20 protein-coding genes and 1 pseudogene are annotated in these 20,108 nt (G+C 65.5%); 12 read left to right on the top strand and 9 right to left on the bottom strand.

Going from position 1 to position 20,108, the window contains the following annotated elements; all coding sequences use genetic code 11:
- Positions 1-84: 84 nt before the first annotated feature.
- The gene (locus E3O22_RS14470; RefSeq protein ID WP_134394553.1) at positions 85-1,452 is read left to right on the top strand and encodes an NAD-dependent succinate-semialdehyde dehydrogenase; all 1,368 of its coding nucleotides are present in this window, start codon (positions 85-87) and stop codon (positions 1,450-1,452) included.
- Positions 1,453-2,122: 670 nt separating this feature from the next.
- On the opposite strand, the gene E3O22_RS16160 is transcribed toward E3O22_RS14470, so the two are convergent.
- From E3O22_RS16160 to E3O22_RS14455, 4 genes and pseudogenes are all read right to left on the bottom strand, one after another.
- Positions 2,123-2,497, bottom strand: a complete 375-nt coding sequence (locus tag E3O22_RS16160; RefSeq protein WP_198410624.1) for a carbohydrate ABC transporter permease — start codon at positions 2,495-2,497, stop codon at positions 2,123-2,125.
- Positions 2,446-2,661 (bottom strand): hypothetical protein, encoded by a 216-nt coding sequence (locus E3O22_RS16155; RefSeq protein WP_198410632.1) that lies wholly within the window; start codon positions 2,659-2,661, stop codon positions 2,446-2,448. Before E3O22_RS16155 ends, E3O22_RS16160 begins: the two co-directional genes overlap by 52 nt.
- 322 nt (positions 2,662-2,983) lie before the next feature.
- Entirely contained in the window at positions 2,984-3,886 is a 903-nt protein-coding gene (locus E3O22_RS14460) for an IS982 family transposase (protein WP_134394552.1), read from the bottom strand.
- Positions 3,887-3,993: 107 nt separating this feature from the next.
- A pseudogene (locus E3O22_RS14455) lies at positions 3,994-4,242 on the bottom strand (IS1380 family transposase); the annotation flags it as partial.
- A gap of 285 nt (positions 4,243-4,527) precedes the next feature.
- Here E3O22_RS14455 and E3O22_RS14450 point away from each other — a divergent pair.
- Both E3O22_RS14450 and E3O22_RS14445 read left to right on the top strand, forming a co-directional pair.
- Positions 4,528-5,553 carry an aldo/keto reductase gene (locus tag E3O22_RS14450; protein WP_134394550.1) on the top strand — a complete coding sequence of 342 codons (1,026 nt, stop codon included), beginning with the start codon at positions 4,528-4,530 and terminating at the stop codon, positions 5,551-5,553.
- 109 nt (positions 5,554-5,662) lie between these two features.
- A complete protein-coding gene (locus tag E3O22_RS14445) occupies positions 5,663-6,160 on the top strand; it encodes an SRPBCC domain-containing protein (protein WP_134394549.1) in 498 nt (165 codons plus the stop codon).
- A 32-nt stretch (positions 6,161-6,192) separates the two neighbouring features.
- Here the strand turns inward: E3O22_RS14445 and E3O22_RS14440 are convergent, their stop codons facing one another.
- Positions 6,193-6,699, bottom strand: a complete 507-nt coding sequence (locus E3O22_RS14440; protein WP_134394548.1) for a hypothetical protein — start codon at positions 6,697-6,699, stop codon at positions 6,193-6,195.
- A 343-nt stretch (positions 6,700-7,042) separates the two neighbouring features.
- Complete coding sequence (locus tag E3O22_RS14435; RefSeq protein WP_134394547.1) at positions 7,043-8,656, bottom strand: isocitrate lyase; 1,614 nt, start codon at positions 8,654-8,656, stop codon at positions 7,043-7,045.
- 367 nt (positions 8,657-9,023) lie between these two features.
- Here E3O22_RS14435 and E3O22_RS14430 point away from each other — a divergent pair, with 367 nt between their 5' ends.
- Both E3O22_RS14430 and E3O22_RS14425 read left to right on the top strand, forming a co-directional pair.
- Positions 9,024-9,722, top strand: coding sequence for a haloacid dehalogenase type II (locus tag E3O22_RS14430; RefSeq protein ID WP_134394546.1), 699 nt, complete (start codon positions 9,024-9,026; stop codon positions 9,720-9,722).
- 313 nt (positions 9,723-10,035) lie between these two features.
- Complete coding sequence (locus E3O22_RS14425) at positions 10,036-10,413, top strand: rhodanese-like domain-containing protein (protein WP_134394545.1); 378 nt, start codon at positions 10,036-10,038, stop codon at positions 10,411-10,413.
- A 93-nt stretch (positions 10,414-10,506) separates the two neighbouring features.
- Here the strand turns inward: E3O22_RS14425 and trxA are convergent, their stop codons facing one another.
- Positions 10,507-10,887 carry a thioredoxin gene (trxA, locus tag E3O22_RS14420; protein WP_134394544.1) on the bottom strand — a complete coding sequence of 127 codons (381 nt, stop codon included), beginning with the start codon at positions 10,885-10,887 and terminating at the stop codon, positions 10,507-10,509.
- A 179-nt stretch (positions 10,888-11,066) separates the two neighbouring features.
- Between trxA and E3O22_RS14415 the strand changes: the two genes are divergently transcribed.
- Genes E3O22_RS14415 through E3O22_RS14400 form a run of 4 tightly spaced genes read left to right on the top strand, consistent with a single transcriptional unit; the run spans position 11,067 to position 14,575 of the window.
- The gene (locus E3O22_RS14415; protein WP_134394543.1) at positions 11,067-12,428 is read left to right on the top strand and encodes a rhodanese-like domain-containing protein; all 1,362 of its coding nucleotides are present in this window, start codon (positions 11,067-11,069) and stop codon (positions 12,426-12,428) included.
- A 4-nt stretch (positions 12,429-12,432) separates the two neighbouring features.
- Entirely contained in the window at positions 12,433-13,497 is a 1,065-nt protein-coding gene (locus E3O22_RS14410; RefSeq protein ID WP_198410623.1) for a HoxN/HupN/NixA family nickel/cobalt transporter, read from the top strand.
- Positions 13,494-13,805: a rhodanese-like domain-containing protein gene (locus E3O22_RS14405; RefSeq protein WP_241976671.1), complete on the top strand. Its 312-nt coding sequence runs from the start codon at positions 13,494-13,496 to the stop codon at positions 13,803-13,805. Before E3O22_RS14410 ends, E3O22_RS14405 begins: the two co-directional genes overlap by 4 nt.
- A complete protein-coding gene (locus E3O22_RS14400; RefSeq protein WP_166784666.1) occupies positions 13,805-14,575 on the top strand; it encodes a sulfite exporter TauE/SafE family protein in 771 nt (256 codons plus the stop codon). The genes E3O22_RS14405 and E3O22_RS14400 overlap by 1 nt, the downstream gene beginning before the upstream one ends.
- Here E3O22_RS14400 and E3O22_RS14395 read toward each other — a convergent pair.
- On the bottom strand, positions 14,572-14,853 hold the full coding sequence (locus E3O22_RS14395) for a metal-sensitive transcriptional regulator (RefSeq protein ID WP_134394541.1): 282 nt from the start codon (positions 14,851-14,853) through the stop codon (positions 14,572-14,574). The genes E3O22_RS14400 and E3O22_RS14395 overlap by 4 nt on opposite strands.
- Positions 14,854-14,913: 60 nt before the next feature.
- Between E3O22_RS14395 and E3O22_RS14390 the strand changes: the two genes are divergently transcribed.
- Entirely contained in the window at positions 14,914-15,414 is a 501-nt protein-coding gene (locus E3O22_RS14390) for a hypothetical protein (protein ID WP_134394540.1), read from the top strand.
- A gap of 108 nt (positions 15,415-15,522) precedes the next feature.
- Here the strand turns inward: E3O22_RS14390 and E3O22_RS14385 are convergent, their stop codons facing one another.
- On the bottom strand, positions 15,523-17,334 hold the full coding sequence (locus tag E3O22_RS14385) for a DEAD/DEAH box helicase (RefSeq protein ID WP_134394539.1): 1,812 nt from the start codon (positions 17,332-17,334) through the stop codon (positions 15,523-15,525).
- A gap of 55 nt (positions 17,335-17,389) precedes the next feature.
- Between E3O22_RS14385 and E3O22_RS14380 the strand changes: the two genes are divergently transcribed.
- Together E3O22_RS14380 and E3O22_RS14375 are read left to right on the top strand one after the other, a co-directional pair.
- Positions 17,390-19,078 (top strand): long-chain-fatty-acid--CoA ligase, encoded by a 1,689-nt coding sequence (locus E3O22_RS14380; RefSeq protein WP_134394538.1) that lies wholly within the window; start codon positions 17,390-17,392, stop codon positions 19,076-19,078.
- A gap of 187 nt (positions 19,079-19,265) precedes the next feature.
- On the top strand, positions 19,266-20,051 hold the full coding sequence (locus E3O22_RS14375; RefSeq protein WP_134394537.1) for a hypothetical protein: 786 nt from the start codon (positions 19,266-19,268) through the stop codon (positions 20,049-20,051).
- Positions 20,052-20,108: the final 57 nt, after the last annotated feature.

Below are 20,108 nucleotides of genomic sequence, written 5' to 3'. Positions count from 1 at the left end.
GCCTTGACAAATGCCGCGAACATGGTTGGCTCGTGGCAGTGCCAATTTCCGGAACAGTAGTCCAACCGTGAAAGGAGGTGGCTCATGAGCCACCATGCCGTTGTCAACCCCGCCACAGGCGAAACCATCAAAACTTACCCCCAGCTTTCTGCTGATGAAATCGAGCAGGTTATCGCATCGGCGGATGAGGCCCACCACGGCTGGTCACGCAGCTCTTCAACCAACGAGCGGGCCACACTCCTGCGCAGGGTCGGTGATCTGCATGAGGAGCGCCGCGACAAGCTGGCGGCCATCATCGTGCGCGAGATGGGAAAACCCATCGACCAAGCGCTCGGCGAGATCGATTACTCCGCCGACATCTACCGTTACTACGCCGACAATGCGCAGGAATTTCTGAAGGACGAACCGATCACCCTTCTCAGCGGCAAGGGTTCCGCGTTCATGCGCTCCAACTCTCTTGGCGTGCTGATTGGCGTCATGCCATGGAATTTCCCCTACTACCAGGTTGCGCGCTTCGCTGGACCTAACCTCATGATCGGCAACACGATCATCCTCAAGAATGCCGCCCAATGCCCGGAGTCGGCCGCAGCGATTGAGCAAATCTTCCATGATGCAGGCTTCCCGGCTGGCGCTTACACAAATGTGTATGCGGACAGCGAGCAGGTCGCCACGATCATCGCCGACCCGCGGGTACAGGGCGTCTCTCTCACCGGTTCGGAGGGCGCCGGCGCTGCCGTCGCCGAGGTGGCCGGTCGCCACCTCAAGAAGGTCGTGCTGGAACTGGGTGGGTCAGACCCGTTCATCCTGCTGAGCACCGACGACATGGCCGCGACAGTGGCTGCCGCCGTCGCCGGTCGCCTCCGCAATAGCGGGCAGGCCTGCGACGCAGCTAAGCGATTTATCGTGATTGATGAACTTTACGATGAGTTCACGGAGAAGTTCACCGCCGCCATCCTTGCGAACTCACCCGGAGACCCGACCGTTCACGGTGCCGTCTTCGGACCCCTCTCGTCCCTCGGCGCGGCCGAGCATCTCGAGGAGCAGGTCGAGCGCGCGGTCGCGCAGGGAGCGACCCTGGCGGCCACTGGCAAACGCTCGGGTGCCTTCTACCCGCCTGCCGTGCTCACCGGTGTCACGAAGGACAACGACACGTACCATGAGGAGTTTTTCGGCCCCGTAGCATCCGTCTACCGGGCAGGCTCAGAAGATGAAGCCATCGCCCTCGCGAACGACACTCCGTTCGGGCTCGGCTCCTACCTGTTCACGACCGATCCCGAACAGGCACTGCGGGTCGCCGACCGTATCGAGGCTGGCATGGTTTATGTCAACCTCGTCGACGCCGGCAGCGCAGAGCTGCCGTTCGGCGGGGTGAAAAGAAGCGGCATGGGGCGCGAACTCGGACGATACGGTGCCAGCGAGTTCGTGAACAAGAAACTCATCCGTATCGGCTAGACCCGCCGCAGACTCGGCGAACGCCGTTCAGTCGCCGAGTCTGCGGTGCGCGAGACCTGCTCGTGCCGCCTCGTGGTCGTCCTGGCGTTCACGCAGCGCCTAGCGACTCCAGTACCCGCGTTTTCCGTGGGCAACCGCGAGTTCGACTTTCGCTTGACCATCGCTCACCAACAGCGAGAGTACCGCGATTATGCGTCCACTTCCGTCGCCTTGGTGAGAATCTTCACAGTCTGCGCCCGGGCGGGGCGGGTAGTTGTTCCAGGTGCCCTAGCCGGGGTGCCGGGTAAAAGTCGTCGGATATTCGACGAGTTCTCAAGCCACCCTTGGCCGAGGGTGCCTCCGCCAGGGATGCCGACTCACACGCGTTCCGCCACCGGTTCTCCGGGTTGCGCAGACCAGCGCCCACCACCTCTGACGCGGAACGGTGATCAGCCAGGTCGGTGCTGGCCCGCGGACGCCGCGGCCACACTTGCTTACCCGGCGTGATCGCCTCAAACAATGGCCGGCTCGACACGTGCGGGTGCCGCAGCCGGACCCGAAGCGCTGACGTCACCGTGGTTAGCCACGAACAGCATTCATAGATTCGCGCAACGTCGGACGGATCGCCGCCTCGACTTCGTCCCAGCCCGGCCACATCGGATCGGAGACTCGAGAAATTCACAAGCCACACCTATTTGATGCCGCTGCGCGCGAATCCCTGCACGAAGAAGCGTTGGAACACCAGAAACAGCACCACCATGGGCACCACGTTGATAAGGGCGAACGCCATTGATGCACCGAAATCTGACCCGAATTTGCCCTGCAAGTAGAGCAGGCCGATCGGCAGGGTGAAGAGTTCGTTCTGCTTGAGGGCGATAAGTGGCCAGGCGAAATCATTCCAGGACTGCAGCAGTGTCATAAAATACAGCACAGCGATCAGCGGCTTTAAGAGCGGCAAAACTATAGTCGCGAGCACTCTAAAGTGACTAGCCCCCTCGATGCGCGCCGCCTCGATCAGGTCGCGCGGGAGGGCGAGAATGTATTGGCGGGCAAAGAAAACCCGCAAGCACTCGCGGCCGTGGGCAGGATGACCGCCCAGTAGCTGCCGTAAAGCCCGTGGTTCGTCACGAGCCGAAACAGCGGCACCATAATCACCTGCACGGGGATCATCAACGTTGTCAGGGCGATAAGAAAAGCGACGTACGAACCGCGAAACTTGAGATGCGCCAAGGCATACCCGCCTCACAGGTTGACGAGCATCGTGAGAACTGCCACCGTAATCGAGATCGCCAAGGAATTGCTAAACCATGTGGCGATCGGGAATCCTGGGAGGACGCGCTCAAAGTTTCCGATCGTAAGGGTACGCGGCCAGACACGCAGTGTGCGACCCAGCAGCTCGGACCGCGACGAGAACGCGACAACAAGCATCCAGTACAGCGGGAACAGCACAACGAAGCTGAAGAGGATCGCCGCAACGATGCGGGCTACGAGCCCCCGTCGCGAGCCTCTGCGTGACCGCGGCGCCCAAGGCGGTGCTCTAGATGAGTGAGTCCTAATGGTCGTAGGCGATGAGGGATCGTTTGTTGGGGGTTCCGAGGAGCCAGTTGTGCCAGATTCCGGCTGCGAGGGCGAGTAGTCGGCCGGCGACGCGGGAGTAAAGGCCCGGGATGGTGCGTCCGCCGTGGTCTTCGAGGGTGAGTTGGCCTTTGAGGGTGTCGGAGACCTCCTCGACCCACTGGCGGATTCCGCCGAGTTTCCCGAAGCGTTTCTTCTCGTCCTTGCGGCCGGGTCGGATCAGGTGTGCGCCGAGTTCGTCGGTGATGAACCCTTCGAACTCGCGGCCGGCGAACCCTTTGTCTCCGACGATGACTTGGCCCTGCTGGATCAGGTGTCGGTCGTGGCGGAGCATGGCTTGGGCAGCTTCGCGTTCGCCGATTTTGGGGTTGGCCAGGCCCCAGACGACGGGCATTCCGTCGCGGGTGCAGATCAGATAGAGGCGGAATCCCCAGAAGTAGCGGGAGTGGGAAGCGCAGTATCCGTAGCCGACGTGTCCGGCGAGGTCGGAGCAGTTCACGCTCTCTCGGGACTTGCCGCAGGGCACCGGGGTGGAGTCGATTAGCCGCGTGATCTCGCCCCAGGACGGGGTATCCCGGGCCAGTTCGGTGATCACTGCGGAGAGGAGCCCGGTGGCTTGGCAGACGCGTTTGCCCCACCCGGATTGTTGGGGCAATCGCGGGAATATGCTCTTCAGATGCGTGTTCGCGTAGCGGATCCATTTTCGGTCCGAGGCGATGCCGAGCAAGTGTTGGGCGACGATAAGGCAGAGCAGCTCAATATGGGTCAGGGCCGGTGGGCGCCCGGGCCGGCCCTGTCTGGAGAACCCCAGCGCGGGGATGATCCGGTCGTCTAGATGGACGTACAGTGTGGTCAGGAGGGTGTTTAGATCTGTCTTCACAAACAGGGTTTAACACCTTCCGCCTTCGATTAACAGCGTCCACGCGGGGCAAATCAGGTCCAACTAACCGGGCGCCATCCAAGCCAAAAGATTAGGACTCACTCATCTAGGCCGGCATTCACGAGCGCTATCGCGGCGTGAGCGCGGTGGGTTGTGTCGGCGGCGACGGTGTCGACGGTGTCGACGGTGCTGGTGGTGAAGTAGGCATGGAATCGATGGGTGTCGAACAGGGTCGGTTGGCCGAAGTTTTTCTTGTTCAGTTCCGGGATCCGTCGCACGACCAGGCGCACGGTGTTCTGCTCGGCCTTCTTGCGGGACGTAAACGGGGTGAACGGAACCTCGGTGAACGATGCAGAAACGGCGCGGTTGGTGCGGGCAGCTTGCTTCTACAAGATGCTCATCTGTTTGGTAAATTTGAACTTCAGACGAGTCCAATATTGCTTGATCAGATGGGCAGTCTTGGTTTAATGCGCCGTCAAAACCTCAGGTCGATTGGTGGATTCAGGCTCAGGGCAGGTGTCGAACAGGGGTGCCCGGGGTGGCCCTCAGGTCAACGGACGGGCGGTCTCGACGTAGTCGAGCGTGTGAGACTGATGGCAGGGTCTCGGGCACCCCGCCTCGAATAAGAACAGGAATCGCACATGGAATATCGCACACTCGGCAACAGCGGCGCGGTCGTTTCGACCTACGCCCTCGGCACCATGACTTTCGGCGCGGAGGCCGATCAGGAGATGGCACACACACTCCTGGACACATATGTAGAGGCAGGCGGCAACTTCGTCGACACCGCGGATGTCTACAGCGCCGGGGTCTCGGAGGAAATGATCGGGTGCTGGCTGGCATCGCACCCGACCGAGCGTGAGCAGATCGTTCTCGCGACCAAGGGCCGGTTTCCGATGGGCACCGGACCCAACGATCGGGGAACCAGCCGCCGGCATCTGAACCGGGCACTCGACGATTCGCTACGCCGGCTGGGCACGGATCACGTCGACCTGTATCAACTGCACGCCTGGGACGCGTTGACGCCGCTGGAGGAGACCCTGCGCTTTCTCGACGACGCCATCCGGAGCGGGAAAATCGGCTACTACGGCTTCTCCAACTTTCTGGGTTGGCAGCTGACGAAGGCCGTGTACGTGGCGCGAGCGCTCGGTTTCACGCCGCCGGTCACCCTGCAGCCGCAGTACAGCCTCCTTGTGCGCGAAATCGAATCGGAGATTGTGCCGGCTGCGCTCGACGCGGGCCTGGGGCTTCTGCCCTGGTCGCCCCTCGGCGGAGGCTGGTTGTCGGGTAAGTACCGGCGCGACACGCACCCCACCGGAGCCACGCGCCTCGGCGAGGATCCCGCGCGCGGAATGGAAGCCTGGGGTCCGCGCAACAAGCAGGAACGCACCTGGCGCATCATTGACGCCGTCGCTGAGGTTGCAGCCGAGATCGGTGCCACGAGCGCGCAGGTGTCCCTCGCCTGGCTTGAGGTGCAACCGGCGGTGACCTCGGTCATCCTCGGGGCGCGGAGCGTGAAGCAGCTGGCGGAAAACCTGTCCGCGGCCGACGTGCAACTGAGCCCAAAGCACCTGGAACTGTTAGGCGCACTCAGTTCACCGGTCGTTTCCGACTATCCCTACGGTGAGGCGGCGGTCGCGCAGCGCTTGCGGGTGGTCGGCTTCTAGGCCCGGTGCTCGAGCCGGGCTATTTTCATACCCACGGGGTATTCACCACGGAAGCCATAAGCGACATCCTGTTCTGAGACCAGGAAGCGAAAACCCCGAAGGAGACATCATGACCGTCATCAGTTCGAACACCGACACCGAGGCGCTGACCCTCACCTTCGTGGCCGATTTCGACGCGAGCCCGGAGCGGGTGTGGCAGCTCTGGGAGGACCCGCGTCAGCTCGAGCGCTGGTGGGGCCCGCCGACCTGGCCGGCCACCTTCGAGCGGCACGACTTCGTGCCCGGCGGCCGGTCGAACTACTACATGACCGGCCCGGACGGCGAGAAGGGGCCCGGCTGGTGGGTGACCACGCTGATCCAGCCGCCGCGCCGGTTGGAATTCGAGGACGGCTTCGCCGACGAGAACGGTGACCCGATTCTCGAGATGGGCTCGGTGCGGGCCGTGGTGACTCTGGAGGAGGCCGACGATCGTACCCGCATGACCACGGTGTCGACGTTTGCGAGCCTCGAGCAAATGCAACAGATTTCCGAGATGGGTATGGAGGAGGGTATGCGCCAGGCCCTGGGGCAGATCGACAGGCTTCTCGCCGAAGACGGCAGCGCCTGACCGGAGCGCCGTCGCCGGCGGTCGCGCCTCGCTCAGTGCACCAGCGCCTTGAGTGCGATCAGTGCCAAGCCCATACCCGCTGTTCCCGCCGCGGTGGCGAGCTTCGCGCGTGAACCGGCCTGCCGTTGCCGGGCAGCCCACCAACCCAGCACCGCGAGGGTGACCACAGCAGCCCACAGTGAGAGGTCTACGGCCGCATCCATCGACCACCCGAGGAGTGCCGCGACGATCAGGCAGGCTACCGGAACGATGAGCGCCCATAACAGCCCGGCTGAGCGTTGTAGCGCCTCACGGATCGCCTCCCGCCAGCTCATGTCCCGATTGCCGACGACCTCGGCGTACACATGCGCGCCCCAGAACACCAGGACGGTTCCCACGGTACGGGCGATGAGGGCCGGCAGGCCGGGGTTGTACAGGGAGAACGCGGAAATGAGACCCGCGGTCAGCACAGTGCCGTAGACGGCCTCCGCGTTCATGGCCCGCGACACCCACGGGTAGCGCCGCAACCGGGCATCCAGGTCGAACCCCGAAGGCTTCATCGCCACCGCCATTTCCGCATTGGCAACGCGCTGCCGCCGCGGTCAGCATAGTCGGGCGAGCTGCGGATGACCCTGCATCAGCAACCACGCCGCGCCGGGCGCCGCGCACGCGGACATGCTGACGGGATTCGGACGCGACGCGGCGAAGAACGGGGCACCGGTGACCGCTGCTCAATCGGCATCGGCAGGCGGTCGGCCAGGCTCGAGCGGGCGACGACCAGGTGGAAGCCATTGCGGGCAAGGATAGGCACAACGTCGGCCCGACGGCCACGGTGGAGGGTCAGCGAAGAAGCCCCAGTCCTGCGACTGGGGCTTCTTCATTACGACTTCTGCAGAACTCGGACTAGTGGCTCAGTGCCGGTTCCTCGAACTGGTTCATCGTGTTGTTGGTGCCGCCGGCCTTCAGCGCGGCCTCGCCGGCGAAGTACTCCTTGTGGTTGTCACCGATGTCGGAGCCGGACATGTTCTGGTGCTTGACCGTGGCGATCCCCTCACGGATCTCGCGACGCTGCACACCCTTGACGTAGGCGAGCATGCCCTGGTCGGCGAAGTAGCCCTTGGCCAGGTCATCGGTGGACAGCGCGGCCGTGTGGTAGGTCGGCAAAGTGATGAGGTGGTGGAAGATGCCGGCCTCGGCCGAGCCGTCGCGCTGGAAGGTGCGGATGCTCTCGTCGGCGATCTGAGCGAGCTCGGTCTCGTCGTAGGCGACGCTCATCAGCTTCGCGCGGTCGTAGGCCGACACGTCCTTGCCCTCGGCGAGCAGGTTATCGTACGCCTGCTGACGGAAGTTGAGCGTCCAGTTGAACGACGGGCTGTTGTTGTAGACCAACTTGGCGTTCGGGATGACCTTGCGCACCTCGTTCATCATCCCGGCGATCTGGGCGACGTGCGGCTTCTCCGTCTCAATCCAGAGCAGGTCCGCGCCGTTCTGCAGCGAGGTGATGCTGTCGAGCACGCAGCGGGCTTCACCGGTTCCCTGACGGAACTGGAACAGGTTGCTGGCCAGGCGCTTGGGGCGCAGCAGCTTGCCGTCGCGCTTGATGACGACATCCCCGTTACCCAACTCGGCCTCGGTGATCTCGTCGACGTCGAGGAAGGAATTGTACTGGTCGCCGAGGTCCCCGGGCTGGTAGGTCACGGCGAGCTTCTGCGTCAGGCCGGCACCGAGCGAGTCGGTACGCGAGACGATGATGCCGTTGTCGATGCCGAGCTCGAGGAACGCGTACCGCACGGCGTTGATCTTCGCGATGAAGTCCTCGTGGGGAACGGTGACCTTGCCGTCCTGGTGGCCGCACTGCTTCTCGTCCGAGACCTGATTCTCGATCTGGATGGCGCAGGCGCCTGCCTCGATCATCTTCTTGGCCAGAAGGTACGTCGCCTCGGGGTTACCGAAACCGGCGTCGATGTCCGCGATGATCGGCACGACGTGGGTCTCGTAGTTGTCGATCTGTTCCTGGATGTCCGCGGCCCTGGCGTCGTTGCCGGCGGTACGGGCCCCGTCCACGGCGGTGAAAAGCAGATCCAGCTCGCGGGCGTCGGCCTGGCGGAGAAAGGTGTAGAGCTCCTCGACCAGCGCGGGAACGGCTGTCTTCTCGTGCATGGACTGGTCGGGCAGCGGGCCGAAGTCGCTTCGCAGAGCAGCGACCATCCAGCCGGACAGGTACAGGTAGCGCTTATTCGTGGTCTTCAGGTGCTTCTTGATCGAAATCATCTTCTGCTGGCCGATGAAGCCGTGCCAGACTCCCAGGGACTGTGTGTAGACGGAGGAGTCAGCGTCGTACTCCGCCATGTCCTTGCGCATGATGTCGGCGGTGTACTGGGCGATTTCGAGGCCGGTCTTGAAACGGTTCTGTGCACGCATGCGGGCGACCGACTCAGGGTTGATCGCGTCCCAGCTGCTTCCGGCCGCGTTCTTGAGAGCTTCGACAGCCTGGGTGTCGTCTTGATAGATGGTCATGTGCATTCCTTCGACGTTGAATTGTGCAGAGCGTTGGACGGCTTCCGGCGGCCCGTTATCGGCTGCTACTTGAAGACTGCTGCAATAACAAGCGGTCTTCTTCACGATCCCCAGCAGAACTTTTGTGGTTCTTCTGCGTTTGAGAAGAAATCCCGGAGTGAGCCGGTCCGGGTCCGGGAATATGTCGAAATCGACGACCCAGGTGGGATCGGCGGGAAGGCCACCCCGGTGGATCCCTCCCCGCGCGACTAGGGTATTGCGCGGAAGAAAACTTTGACAGGAGGACCAGCCGAGCCCTGACCGTGGCTGGAATATTCCTCGCGGGAAAGGCACGGCGGCAGAACCTCACCAAGCAAAGGAAATCGCTATGAACAGCACACCCTCAGTGATCGTTTTCGACGTCAACGAAACCCTCTCCGATATGTCCCCGCTGAGCGCCCGGTTCGTGGAGATCGGAGCCCCGGCCTACCTGGCCCGGGTCTGGTTCGCCTCGCTGCTGCGGGACGGCTTCGCCCTCGCCGCCGCGGGCGGAACCGCACAATTCTCCACGATCGGATCCGAGATCCTGCGCGGGGTCCTCCGCAACGTCGACCTGACCCGTAGCCTCGACGACTCGGTGCACCACGTGATGGCCGGCTTCGAGACGTTGAGCCTGCATTCGGACATTGCCGACGGCATCCGTGATCTGAAAACTGCGGGGTTGCGCCTGGTGACCTTCTCCAACGGATCCGCGCAGGTGGCCGAGTCCCTCCTGACCCGGGCGGGTCTCCGAGGCGAGTTCGAGGCTCTGCTCACGGTGGAAGACGCCCCGGCCTGGAAGCCGGTTCGGGCCGCCTACGACTACGCCGCGGATGTCTGCGGAGTGAAGTCGGGCGACCTTCTCCTGGTGGCCGTGCACCCCTGGGACATCCACGGGGCCGCGCAGGCAGGCCTCCGCACCGCGTGGCTGAACCGCGCCGATGAGACCTACCCCAGCTTCTTCGCGGCACCCGACCACACCATCACCGCCCTCGGCGAACTGGCCACCCAGCTCGCCCACGACTCGCACCCCACCTATCGCCCCTAGCGAATTCACGGAGATTTTGGCTCTGGAGCCCAGGCCAACACCGGCCCACAATCGGAAAATCTCCGTCGAATTCGTTGGGCCGGGCCGTGGTCTGGGGGCACGGGCTGCCGGGAAGGATACCGAGGCCGATGGTGGCGCTCGTGATACCCTAGGGGGTATATTAATACTTTCATTGAATCGAGAAGGAGTTACCTATGTGCAGCCCCATTCGTTGTAACCGTTGCGGCAAGATCACCTGGACCGGCTGCGGCGAGCACGTCGACAGCGTCATGGCCGACATCCCGCCCGCTCAGCGCTGCGCCTGCAACGAGGCATGAAGAACCTCGTCGCAGCACTCGTCCTGGCCGGTGCGGCCCTGTTCGGCCTCACCGCGTGCTCCGCTCCGGCCGCCCCGGCGGCTGAGTCCGCCATGGCGGCCGACACCGTCGTGATCGACGTGCGCACCCCCGGGGAGTACGCCGCCGGTCACCTCAAAGGCGCGCTGAACATCGATGTGCAGTCATCCGACTTCGACAGCCAGGCCTCGGCGTTGCCGACCGACGGCGACTACATCGTGTACTGCCGCTCGGGCAGCCGCTCGGCCGCCGCGGCGGCCCGTCTGGCCGATCTCGGGTTCACCTCGGTGACGGATGCCGGCGCCATGTCTGCCGCCACCGTCTCCACCGGTCTCCCGATCGTCACGACCCCGTAGTACCCGCACCACCGGCAGCACTCACAACACCGCGAAGGGCACCCACGAGCGTGGGTGCCCTTCATTGTGTCATCGGTAGGGCGGAGGGGCCGGTCAGGCAGACGCCCGGTCGGCGGCCTGGCGGGCGGCGATGCTGGCGTGCACCTCGTCCATGTCGAGGCTCCGCACGGCGGTGATGACCTCTTCCAGGGAGGCGGCGTTCAGGGCGCCGGGCTGGGAGAACACCAGCACCTTGTCGCGGAAGGCCATCAGCGTTGGGATCGAACGGATGCCTGCGGCCGCGGCCAGGCTCTGCTCGGCCTCGGTGTCGACCTTGGCGAACACGATGTCGGGGTGCTTCTCGGACGCGGCGGTGAAGGTGGGCGCGAACATGCGGCACGGGCCGCACCAGGCCGCCCAGAAGTCCACCAGCACGATGGAGTTGTCGGTGATGGTCTGGTCGAAGGTTTTCTCGGTGGTGTCAATGGTTGCCATGACTCCAGAATATACCCCATGGGGTATTCTGGTCAAGCGGCGGACGACGCCCGGGGCGGAGCGCCAGGTTGCTTTTCAGATACCCCTGGGGGTATCGTGTTCAACGTGCGATCCGATCGCACGCACGACGCAGGCAAAACGTCAGCACGACGCACGCACGACTTGGAGGACTTCGAACCATGGACGTTATCGTTATCGAAACCCCGCAGCTGGGAGACCGCAGCTACCTGGTGCACGACGGCGCGGTCGCGCTGGTCATCGACCCGCAGCGCGACACCGACCGGGTGGAGGGCGCGGCACGCGAGGCCGGGGTCACCATCACCCACGTCGCCGAGACCCACCTGCACAACGACTACGTGACCGGCGGCTTAGAGCTCGCCCGGGTGCACGGCGCGAAGTACCTGGTCAACGCCGCCGACACCGTCACTTTCGAGCGGGAGCCGGTCACCGACGGCCAGGTCATCCCTATCGGCGGCCTGACCGTCACCGTGGTGGCCACGCCGGGGCACACCCACACGCACGTGTCCTACATCGTCAGCGACGGCAGCGAAGAGGCGGTCTTCTCCGGCGGCAGCCTGCTGTTCGGCTCGGTCGGACGCACCGACCTGGTAGCCACGACCGACACGGTCGGGCTCACCCACGACCAGTACGCCTCGGTACGCCGGCTCGTGCACAAGGCCGAGCACGACGCCGCGCTCTTCCCGACCCACGGGTTCGGCTCCTTCTGCTCCAGCGGACCCGCCACCGGCGCCGGCGCATCCACCATCGGCGAACAGCTCACGGCGAACCACGCCCTGACCGACTCCGATGAGGAGCACTTCGTGCGCGACCTGATCGCCAACCTCACCGCCTACCCCTCCTACTACGCGCACATGGCCCCCGCGAACACGCAGGGTCCCGGCCCCGCGAACCTGCAGGTGCCCGAGTCCCTCGACGCCGCCGAGCTCACCCGGCGCCTGGCCGAGGGGGAGTGGGTCGTCGACCTGCGCAACCGGGTCGCGTTCTCGAGCAACCACCTGCAGGGTGCCGTGAGCTTCGAATACGGCAACGGCTCGAACTTCACGACCTACCTGGGCTGGGTTCTGCCCTGGAACGAGCAGCTCACCCTGGTCGGCGACCGCGCAGACGTCGAGGACGCCATCCGTGACCTGTCGCGCATCGGCATCGACTCGCCGGATGCCGCCATCGGCACCGAGCCGCACGCCCTGGCCCCGGATGCCCCGGTCGCCTCCTACCCGCGTGTGGGCTGGGTCGGTCTGCTGCAGGGCCGCGCCGAACAGGATGTCCTCCTGGACACCCGTCGCGCCGACGAGTTCGCCGGTTCCCACCTACTCGGTGCGGTGAATGTTCCGCTGCACGAGTTGCTCTCCCGGATGGACGAGGTCCCGGCCGGCACAATCTGGGTGCACTGCGGTTCCGGCTACCGTGCCGGGGTCGCCGCCAGCCTTCTGCAGCGCGCCGGCCGTGAGGTCGTGCACGTCGACGGGAACTTCGACGAGGCCGCGGCTGCCGGACTCACCCTGGCCGAGCTGACCGTCTAACCCCATGACGGGGAAGCGAACGGCGATCCACCCGGCCGAGAAGCGCAGTCTGCTCGGCATGGGCGCCGCCGTGGTGGCCCTCCACCTGGGCGGCTGGGGAACCCTGTTCCTGCTGGTGTTGCCGCAGCTGTCGCGCACGGGCGGCGACACCGCGGTGATGCTCGGACTGGCGGTCAGCGCCTACCTGTTGGGGGTGCGGCACGCCGTCGACGCCGACCACATCGTCGCGATCGACAACACCACCCGTCGCCTGGTCGGCGCCGGCCGCCGATCGGTGTCGGTCGGGTTCTGGTTCGCCCTGGGGCATTCCTCCGTCGTCGTGGTCTCCGTGGTCCTGCTGGTGCTCGGCGTCAACGCCTTCGCCGGAGGCCTCGCGGACGACACTTCCGCTCTCCGGCAGGTCACCGGCGTGTGGGGTGCCGCCGTCTCCGGCGTCTTCCTGATCCTGATGGGCGCGCTCAACCTGTCCTCCCTGAAAGGGCTGCGCCAGGTGCTGCGCGACGTGCGGACCGGGAGCTTCGTGCAGAGCGAGCTCGATGGGCACCTCGAAAATCGCGGCGTGATCAACCGGCTGCTCCGGCCGATGTCCCGGCTCGTGGACCGGCCCTGGAAGATGCTGCCGATCGGCCTGCTCTTCGGCCTCGGCCTTGACACCGCCGCCTCGATCAGCCTCTTCGTCTTCGCCGGGGTGCTCACGCCGGGCCTGCCCTGGTACGCGGCCCTGGTGCTCCCCGTCGTCTTCACGGCCGGCATGACCCTCGTCGACAGCGCGGATGGAATCCTGATGAACCACGTCTACCAGTGGGCCTCCGCCGACCCGCTGCGGAAGGTTCATTACAATCTGATCGTCACCGGCGTATCCGTCTTCGTCGCCTTCTTCGTCGGCGGGATGGGCCTGATGGCCATGTTCACCGACCTCGGCATCGGCGGCGGAACCCTCCAAATGCTCACGGCCGTCGACCTCACCTTCCGGGGACCGGTCCTGTTCGGCGTTTTCGCGCTGACCGGACTCCTCCTGGCTCTGTGGGCTCGATTCCGCCCTAGTCTGTCCCTGGAAAGGCACTCATGATGGAACTCACCCCGCAGCAGGTCTTCAGCCGCCTGGCCGCGGCACAGATAGTCGATGTTCGGGAAGCCCCCGAGCTTCTCGACGGCATGATCGCCGGAGCCCGGCACATTCCGCTCAGCACGATCACGGAGAACACCGCCGCTCTGGACCCGCAGCGACCCGTAATCCTGGTCTGTCGCAGCGGGAGTCGCAGCGCCAGCGCCGCCGACTACCTCGCTGCCGCCGGGTTCGACACGATCAATATGACGGGCGGGATGCTCGAGTGGACCGCTGAGCGGCTGCCGACTGTTCTGCCTCAGCAACCGTGATCATTGCCGCACTCGTCCTGGGGCTCATCGTCGGGTCCCTGCTGGGCCTGGTCGGCGGCGGCGGGGCAATCATCGCCGTGCCGGCCCTCGTCTACGGGGTCGGCCTGCCGTTGGAGGAGGCGATCCCCACCTCCCTGATCGTGGTCGGAGCGGCCTCCGCCGTCGCCGTTCTCCCGCGGCTCCGTCGCGGCGTCAACTGGCGGCTGGCCTTGATCGTCGGCTCCGCCGGGGTGGCGACTGCCTACCTCGGCACCATGGTCAACCGGCTGCTCGACCCGGGGAGTCTGCTCCTGGCCTTCGCCGTGATCATGGTGATCGCCGGCATCCGCATGCTCATGCCGATCCGGGGTGGCGGCGGCCCCTGTGCGCTCCCGGGCGGGGGAATCAGGTGGCGCAGCTGCCTGCCCCGCGCGCTCGCCACCGGTGCGGTGGTCGGTTTTCTGACCGGGCTGCTCGGCGTCGGCGGAGGCTTCCTCATCGTGCCCGCGCTCACCCTCATTCTCGGCCTGCCCATGAGCGTGACCGTGGGAACCTCGCTGGTCATCATCGTCATCAACTCGATGGCCGGGTTCACCGCGCACCTGGGTGACGTGCAGATCGACTGGGCCGTGACCGGCGCGTTCGCCGTGACGGCCATGGCGGCGTCACTGATCGCCGGCCGGCTCGCCCGCGGACTGTCCGACACGGTGCTGAAACGCGGATTCGCCGTTCTCGTCCTGATCGTCGCGGTCTACGTGGCCGTGCAGGCCGTGATCGTGCTGGTCGACTAGGACAGGGCCAGGAACAGTTTCTCGAGTTCCTCCACGCGGAGGGGCTTCTTGTCACCGGTGTCGCCCTGGTCGGTGAGACACTCCTTCATCGCGGAGCTGATGACCGTGAAGCCGGCGCGGTCGATGGCGCTGGAGACGGCGGCCAGCTGGGTGACGACCGCCCGGCAGTCGGCGCCTGATTCGACGGCGGCGATCACCGCGGCGAGTTGCCCCTGGGCTCGCTTGAGCCGGTTCATGGTCTTGCGCAGATCATCTGGCTTTGTCGGGTCTGACTTCATGTGTATAAAATACCCCATGGGGTATCAACTCTCAATGACAATCGAGGAATCAGCCACACCATGAGAATTTCGGCAGCGTTCACCGAACTCCGCACTTGGCCTCGTCGAAGACGGATGGTCGCAGCCGGCATCGGCGCGGCGGCGTTCACCGCGCTGACCCTCGCCTCGGGCTCCGTTGCCGTGGCCGGCGGATCACTGATGTTCCCCGGTGCCGTCTGGGCCTATGCGGTCACGGTCGTCGGGGCCGGGCTGATCGGCCTGGTTGTCGCCAGCTACTTCGACGCCCCGATCGGCGGGGAAGCCACCCGGTGTGACGTGCGCTGGCCCGTGCTCGGCCTGATCGCGGTCTACCTCACCACCGAACTGTGGGAGGCCGTGCCGCTTATCGCCGGCGCGGTTCGCCCGGTCGTCGCCGTCGCCGCGATCGCGCTACTGGTGTGGGCGCTGCTCGAACGCCTGGGCAGTGAGCACCGTGCCGTCAACGACCGGAGTGAAAACGACGAGGACGGCGAGGTCTGCACGACCTGCAGGCCGCTGTTCCCGGCGACGCGGAGCCGCTGACGCCGTCCGGGCACCTGAGCGTCCACCCAACCGGCAACCCACGGGAACCGGATAGCCCTCGGCAGGGCAGCGGGGCGCGGATACCCCGTGCCCTGCCGAGGCAGGTGCCTAGTAGCTGCGCGGCTGGCGCGGCGGGCGCTCGGTGCGACCCTCGCGACGGACCGGTCCGCCGCCGTCGGCACGGATTTCGATGAGCTTGCCGCTGATGCGGGTGTTCTCCAGTCGGCCGAGCACGTCGCCCGGCATGTCGGCCGGCAGCTCGACGAGCGAGTATTCCGGGTTGATCTGGATGTGACCGAAGTCTTCGCGGCTCAGGCCACCCTCGTTGGCGAGAGCGCCGACGATCTGGCGCGGTTCCACCTTGTGGCGCTTGCCGACCTCGATGCGGTACGAGGCCATCGCGCGGTTGTTGTCGCGGGGGCGGCGTTCCACCCGTTCCACCCGTTCGCCTCGCTCTGCGCGTTCGTCACGGCGGTCGCCGCGACCGGCGTCGGCGCGGGCGCGCTCTGCCCGGTCGCCGCGGTCGGCACGCTCGGGCCGCTGCGCGCGGGCATCCGCCTGGGTGAGCAACAGGGGAGTCTCCCCCTGGGCGACGACCGCCAGGGCCGCCGCGACATCCGCTTCGGGCACGTCGTGATGGGCGACGTAGTGACCGATGATGTCGCGGAAGGCGCCGATCCGTTCGGACTGGCCGAGGGCCTCGGTGATGGCGTCGTCGAAGCGTGCCAGACGGGTGACATTGACGTCTTCGAAGCTGGGCAGCTGCATCTGCGTCAGCGGCTGGCGGGTCGCCCGCTCGATGGCGTTGAGCAGGTGTCGCTCGCGCGGCGTGACGAAGCTGATCGCTGCGCCGCTGCGGCCGGCGCGGCCGGTGCGGCCGATGCGGTGTACGTACGACTCGGTGTCGATCGGGATGTCGTAGTTGACGACGTGGCTGATGCGGTCGACGTCGAGGCCGCGCGCGGCGACATCCGTTGCGACCAGGATGTCCAGCTTGCCGGACTTGAGCTGGTTGACGGTGCGCTCGCGCTGCACTTGGGCCACATCGCCGTTGATGGCAGCGGCGGAGTAGCCGCGTGCGCGCAGCTTCTCGGCGAGCAATTCGGTCTCGTTCTTGGTGCGGGTGAAGACGATCATGCCCTCGAAGTTCTCCACTTCGAGGATGCGGGTGAGCGCGTCGACCTTCTGCGGGTACGACACCATCAGGTAGCGCTGGGTCGTGTTCGCGGAGGTCGTGGTCTTGTTCTTGATCGTGATCTCTTCGGGGTCGTTCAGGTACTTCTTCGAAATCCGCCTGATCTGCGGCGGCATGGTCGCCGAGAACAGGGCGACCTGCTTGTCGTTCGGGGTGTCGGCGAGGATCGTCTCGACGTCCTCGGCGAAGCCCATCTTGAGCATCTCATCGGCCTCGTCGAGCACCAGGTACTTCAGCTGCGACAGGTCGAGCGTGCCCTTTTCGAGGTGGTCCATGATGCGGCCGGGCGTACCGACGACGATGTGCACCCCACGGCGCAGCGCGGAGAGCTGCACGCCATAGCCCTGGCCGCCGTAGACGGGGAGCACGTGCACGCCGCGCATGTGACCGGCGTACTTCTCGAATGCCTCACAGACCTGTAAGGCAAGCTCACGGGTCGGGGAGAGCACGAGTGCCTGCGGGGTCTTCTGCGCCATGTCGAGGCGCGAAAGAATCGGCAGCGCGAACGCGGCAGTCTTGCCGGTTCCGGTCTGGGCGAGGCCGACGACGTCGCGCCCGGCAAGAAGCGGGGGGATGGTGGCGGCCTGGATGGCGGAGGGAGTTTCGTACCCGACGTCCTTGAGCGCCTTGAGCATCGCATCATTGAGCCCGAGGTCGGCGAAGGTTTTCGTGTCGCGGGCAGTATCTGCCTCGCTCTGCGTGGGGGTCGTGTCAGGGGTGTGCATACTACAACGGTAATCCATCGGAGAGTGCGCCCCGTTCGTGCGGGAGGATAAGACCATGTCGACAACGCAGCAGCAACCCTGGGTGAAGAACTATCAGCCGGGCGTCCCGGCCGAGATCGAGCTCCCCACGGAGTCGCTCGTCGCGATGCTCGAGCGGTCCGTGATCGAGGCCGGTGACCACCCCGCACTCGAGTTCTTCGGGCGCCGCACGACGTACACCGAGCTCGGCGACCAGGTCGACCGGGTTGCGGAGGGTCTGCGGCACCTTGGGGTGCGAGCGGGAGACCGGGTGGCCCTGATCCTGCCGAACTGCCCTCAGCACGTCGTCGCCTTCTACGCGGTGCTGCGCCTGGGCGCCGTGGTGGTCGAGCACAACCCGCTGTACACCTCGCGGGAACTCCGCCACCAGTTCGAGGACCACCAGGCGCGCATCGTGATCGCCTGGGACAAGTCCGTCGCCTCCGTTCGCGCCTTCCCGCGCGACATCGAGATCGACCACATCGTGTCCGTGAACCTGCTCCTGGCGTTCCCGACCCTCAAGCGCCTCGCCCTGCACCTGCCGGTGAAGAAACTGCGCGAATCCCGCGAGGCCCTCACGATTGCCGCGCCGGGCACGATCTCGTGGAAGGAACTGCTCAGCCATGACCCGATCGATCCCGGGCATCCGCGCCCCTCGGTCGACGACCTCGCGGCCCTCCAGTACACCTCGGGCACCACGGGCCAGCCCAAGGGCGCCATGCTCACCCACTTCAACCTGTACTCCAACGCCCTGCAGGGCGAGGCATGGATGCACGGGGCCGAGTACCGCAAAGAGGTCTTCTACGCGATCCTGCCGATGTTCCACGCGTTCGGCATGACCCTGTACCTGACCTACGGCATCCGCAAGCAGGGTCTGCTCGTCTTGTTCCCCAAGTTCGACCCCAACTTGATCCTCGACGCCATGAAGAAGTCTCCCGCCACGGTGTATTGCGCGGTGCCGCCGATCTACGAGCGCACGGCCGTGGTGGCGAAGGAGCGCGGAATCTCGCTGCGGTCCTGCAAGTACTGCATCTCGGGTGCGATGAACCTGCCCGACCATGTCGTGGAACTGTGGGAGTCGGTGTCGGGCGGGCTGCTGGTGGAGGGCTATGGCATGACGGAGACGTCGCCGGTGGCCCTCGGCAACCCGTTCCACCCCACCCGCCGGCCCGGCACGGTCGGCGTGCCCTTTCCCTCCACGCTGATGAAGGTGGTCGACCTGGACGACCCCGCCGTAGAGGTGGTTCAGGGCCGGCCCGGAGAGCTGCTGCTGAAGGGCCCCCAGGTTTTCCAGGGCTACTGGAACAACCCCGAGGAGACCGCAAAGGCCCTCCTCCCCGGCGGCTGGCTGCGCACGGGGGACATCGTGACCGTCGACGCAGACGGCTTCACCACGATCGTGGACCGCGCCAAGGAACTCGTCATCACCGGTGGCTTCAACGTCTCGCCCTCGGAGGTCGAGGCGGTGCTGCGACTGCACACGGATGTCGTCGACGCCGCCGTCGTCGGCAAGGCTCTCGAACGCGGCGGGGAAATGGTCGTCGCGGCAGTCGAGCTGAAGCCCGGAGTGCCGCTCGATGAGGATTCATTGCGGGAGCACTGCCGCGAGCACCTCGCCGCCTACAAGATCCCGCGCCGGATCGTTTCGATCGAGGACATGCCCCGCTCCATGCTCGGCAAGATCCTGCGCAAGCAGGTGCGCGAGCAGGTTCTGCCGGGGCTCTGAGGCTGGGCCCGTTCGAGGGAAGCCCCGAGCGTTCGGGCCGTTTTTTCAGGGGGCACTAGCACTGGGGATGCTGTCGCTGCGGGCAGTGTCCCTTCCCTATGGCAGCGTATTGCACATGTCCATTTCACAGCCGCCAGCAGCCCCGGCACAGCAGACCCCCGTCCCGCCCCACGTCCCTGGAAGCCCGATGCCGGTGAAGAAGTCCGGCAACGGTCTCGGCCTCGCCGCTCTGATCGTCGGTCTCGTCGCGCTGCTGTTCGCGTTCATTCCGGCCATCAGCCTGGTGGCCGGCTTCATCGGCTTTGTTGGCCTGGTCCTCGGCGTCATCGCCATCTTCCGCAAAGGAAGGTCGAGGGGTGTCGCAATTTCCGGCACCGCTGTTTCGCTGATCTCCATCATCGTGGCGATCATCATGTCGATCGTCTATGCGGCGGCCTTCATCACCGCCGTCGATGACGCGATCCAGAGCGAATCCAGCGTGACGGAACCAGGCGTAGCCGCAGCCGACGATGCAGCGGAACCCGTCGAGGCGGGCGACGTGGGCACCCGTGCCAACCCGGCCCCCGTCGGTTCGACGGTGACCATTGAGGAGTTCGGCACCCCGACGTGGGAGGTCACGCTTGGTGCGGCCACGTTGAACGCGACGGATCAGGTGAAAGCTGCGAACGAGTTCAACCCGGACCCGGAGCCGGGAAATGCGTACGCGATCGTACCCGCTACTGTGAAGTACATCGGAGCGGAATCCGGCAACCCGAACTTCAGTCTCGACTTCACGTATGTGTCCTCGGATGGTCGGTCGTACGACGGCGGATTCGTCTCGATGGATGGGCAGCTTTCGGATGTCGCTGATCTCTACACGGATGCCACCGCAACCGCAAACGTGATCATCGAGGTGCCCGCGACCGGTCCGGAGGCCGGCCTGTGGGGCGTGTCCTACATCGGCGGCGATCCGGTCTTCCTCGCCGTGCAGTAGCTGGTTCGACACGGACTTCGAGGGAGGCCCGGCGGACCCGCGCCGGTATTCTGAGAT

Source organism: Cryobacterium sp. TMT2-18-2 (genome assembly GCF_004402245.1).
GTDB classification, from domain to species: domain Bacteria; phylum Actinomycetota; class Actinomycetes; order Actinomycetales; family Microbacteriaceae; genus Cryobacterium; species Cryobacterium sandaracinum.
The sequence above is the reverse complement of the archived record's forward strand: the minus strand, read 5'-3'. Positions and strand labels throughout refer to the sequence as shown.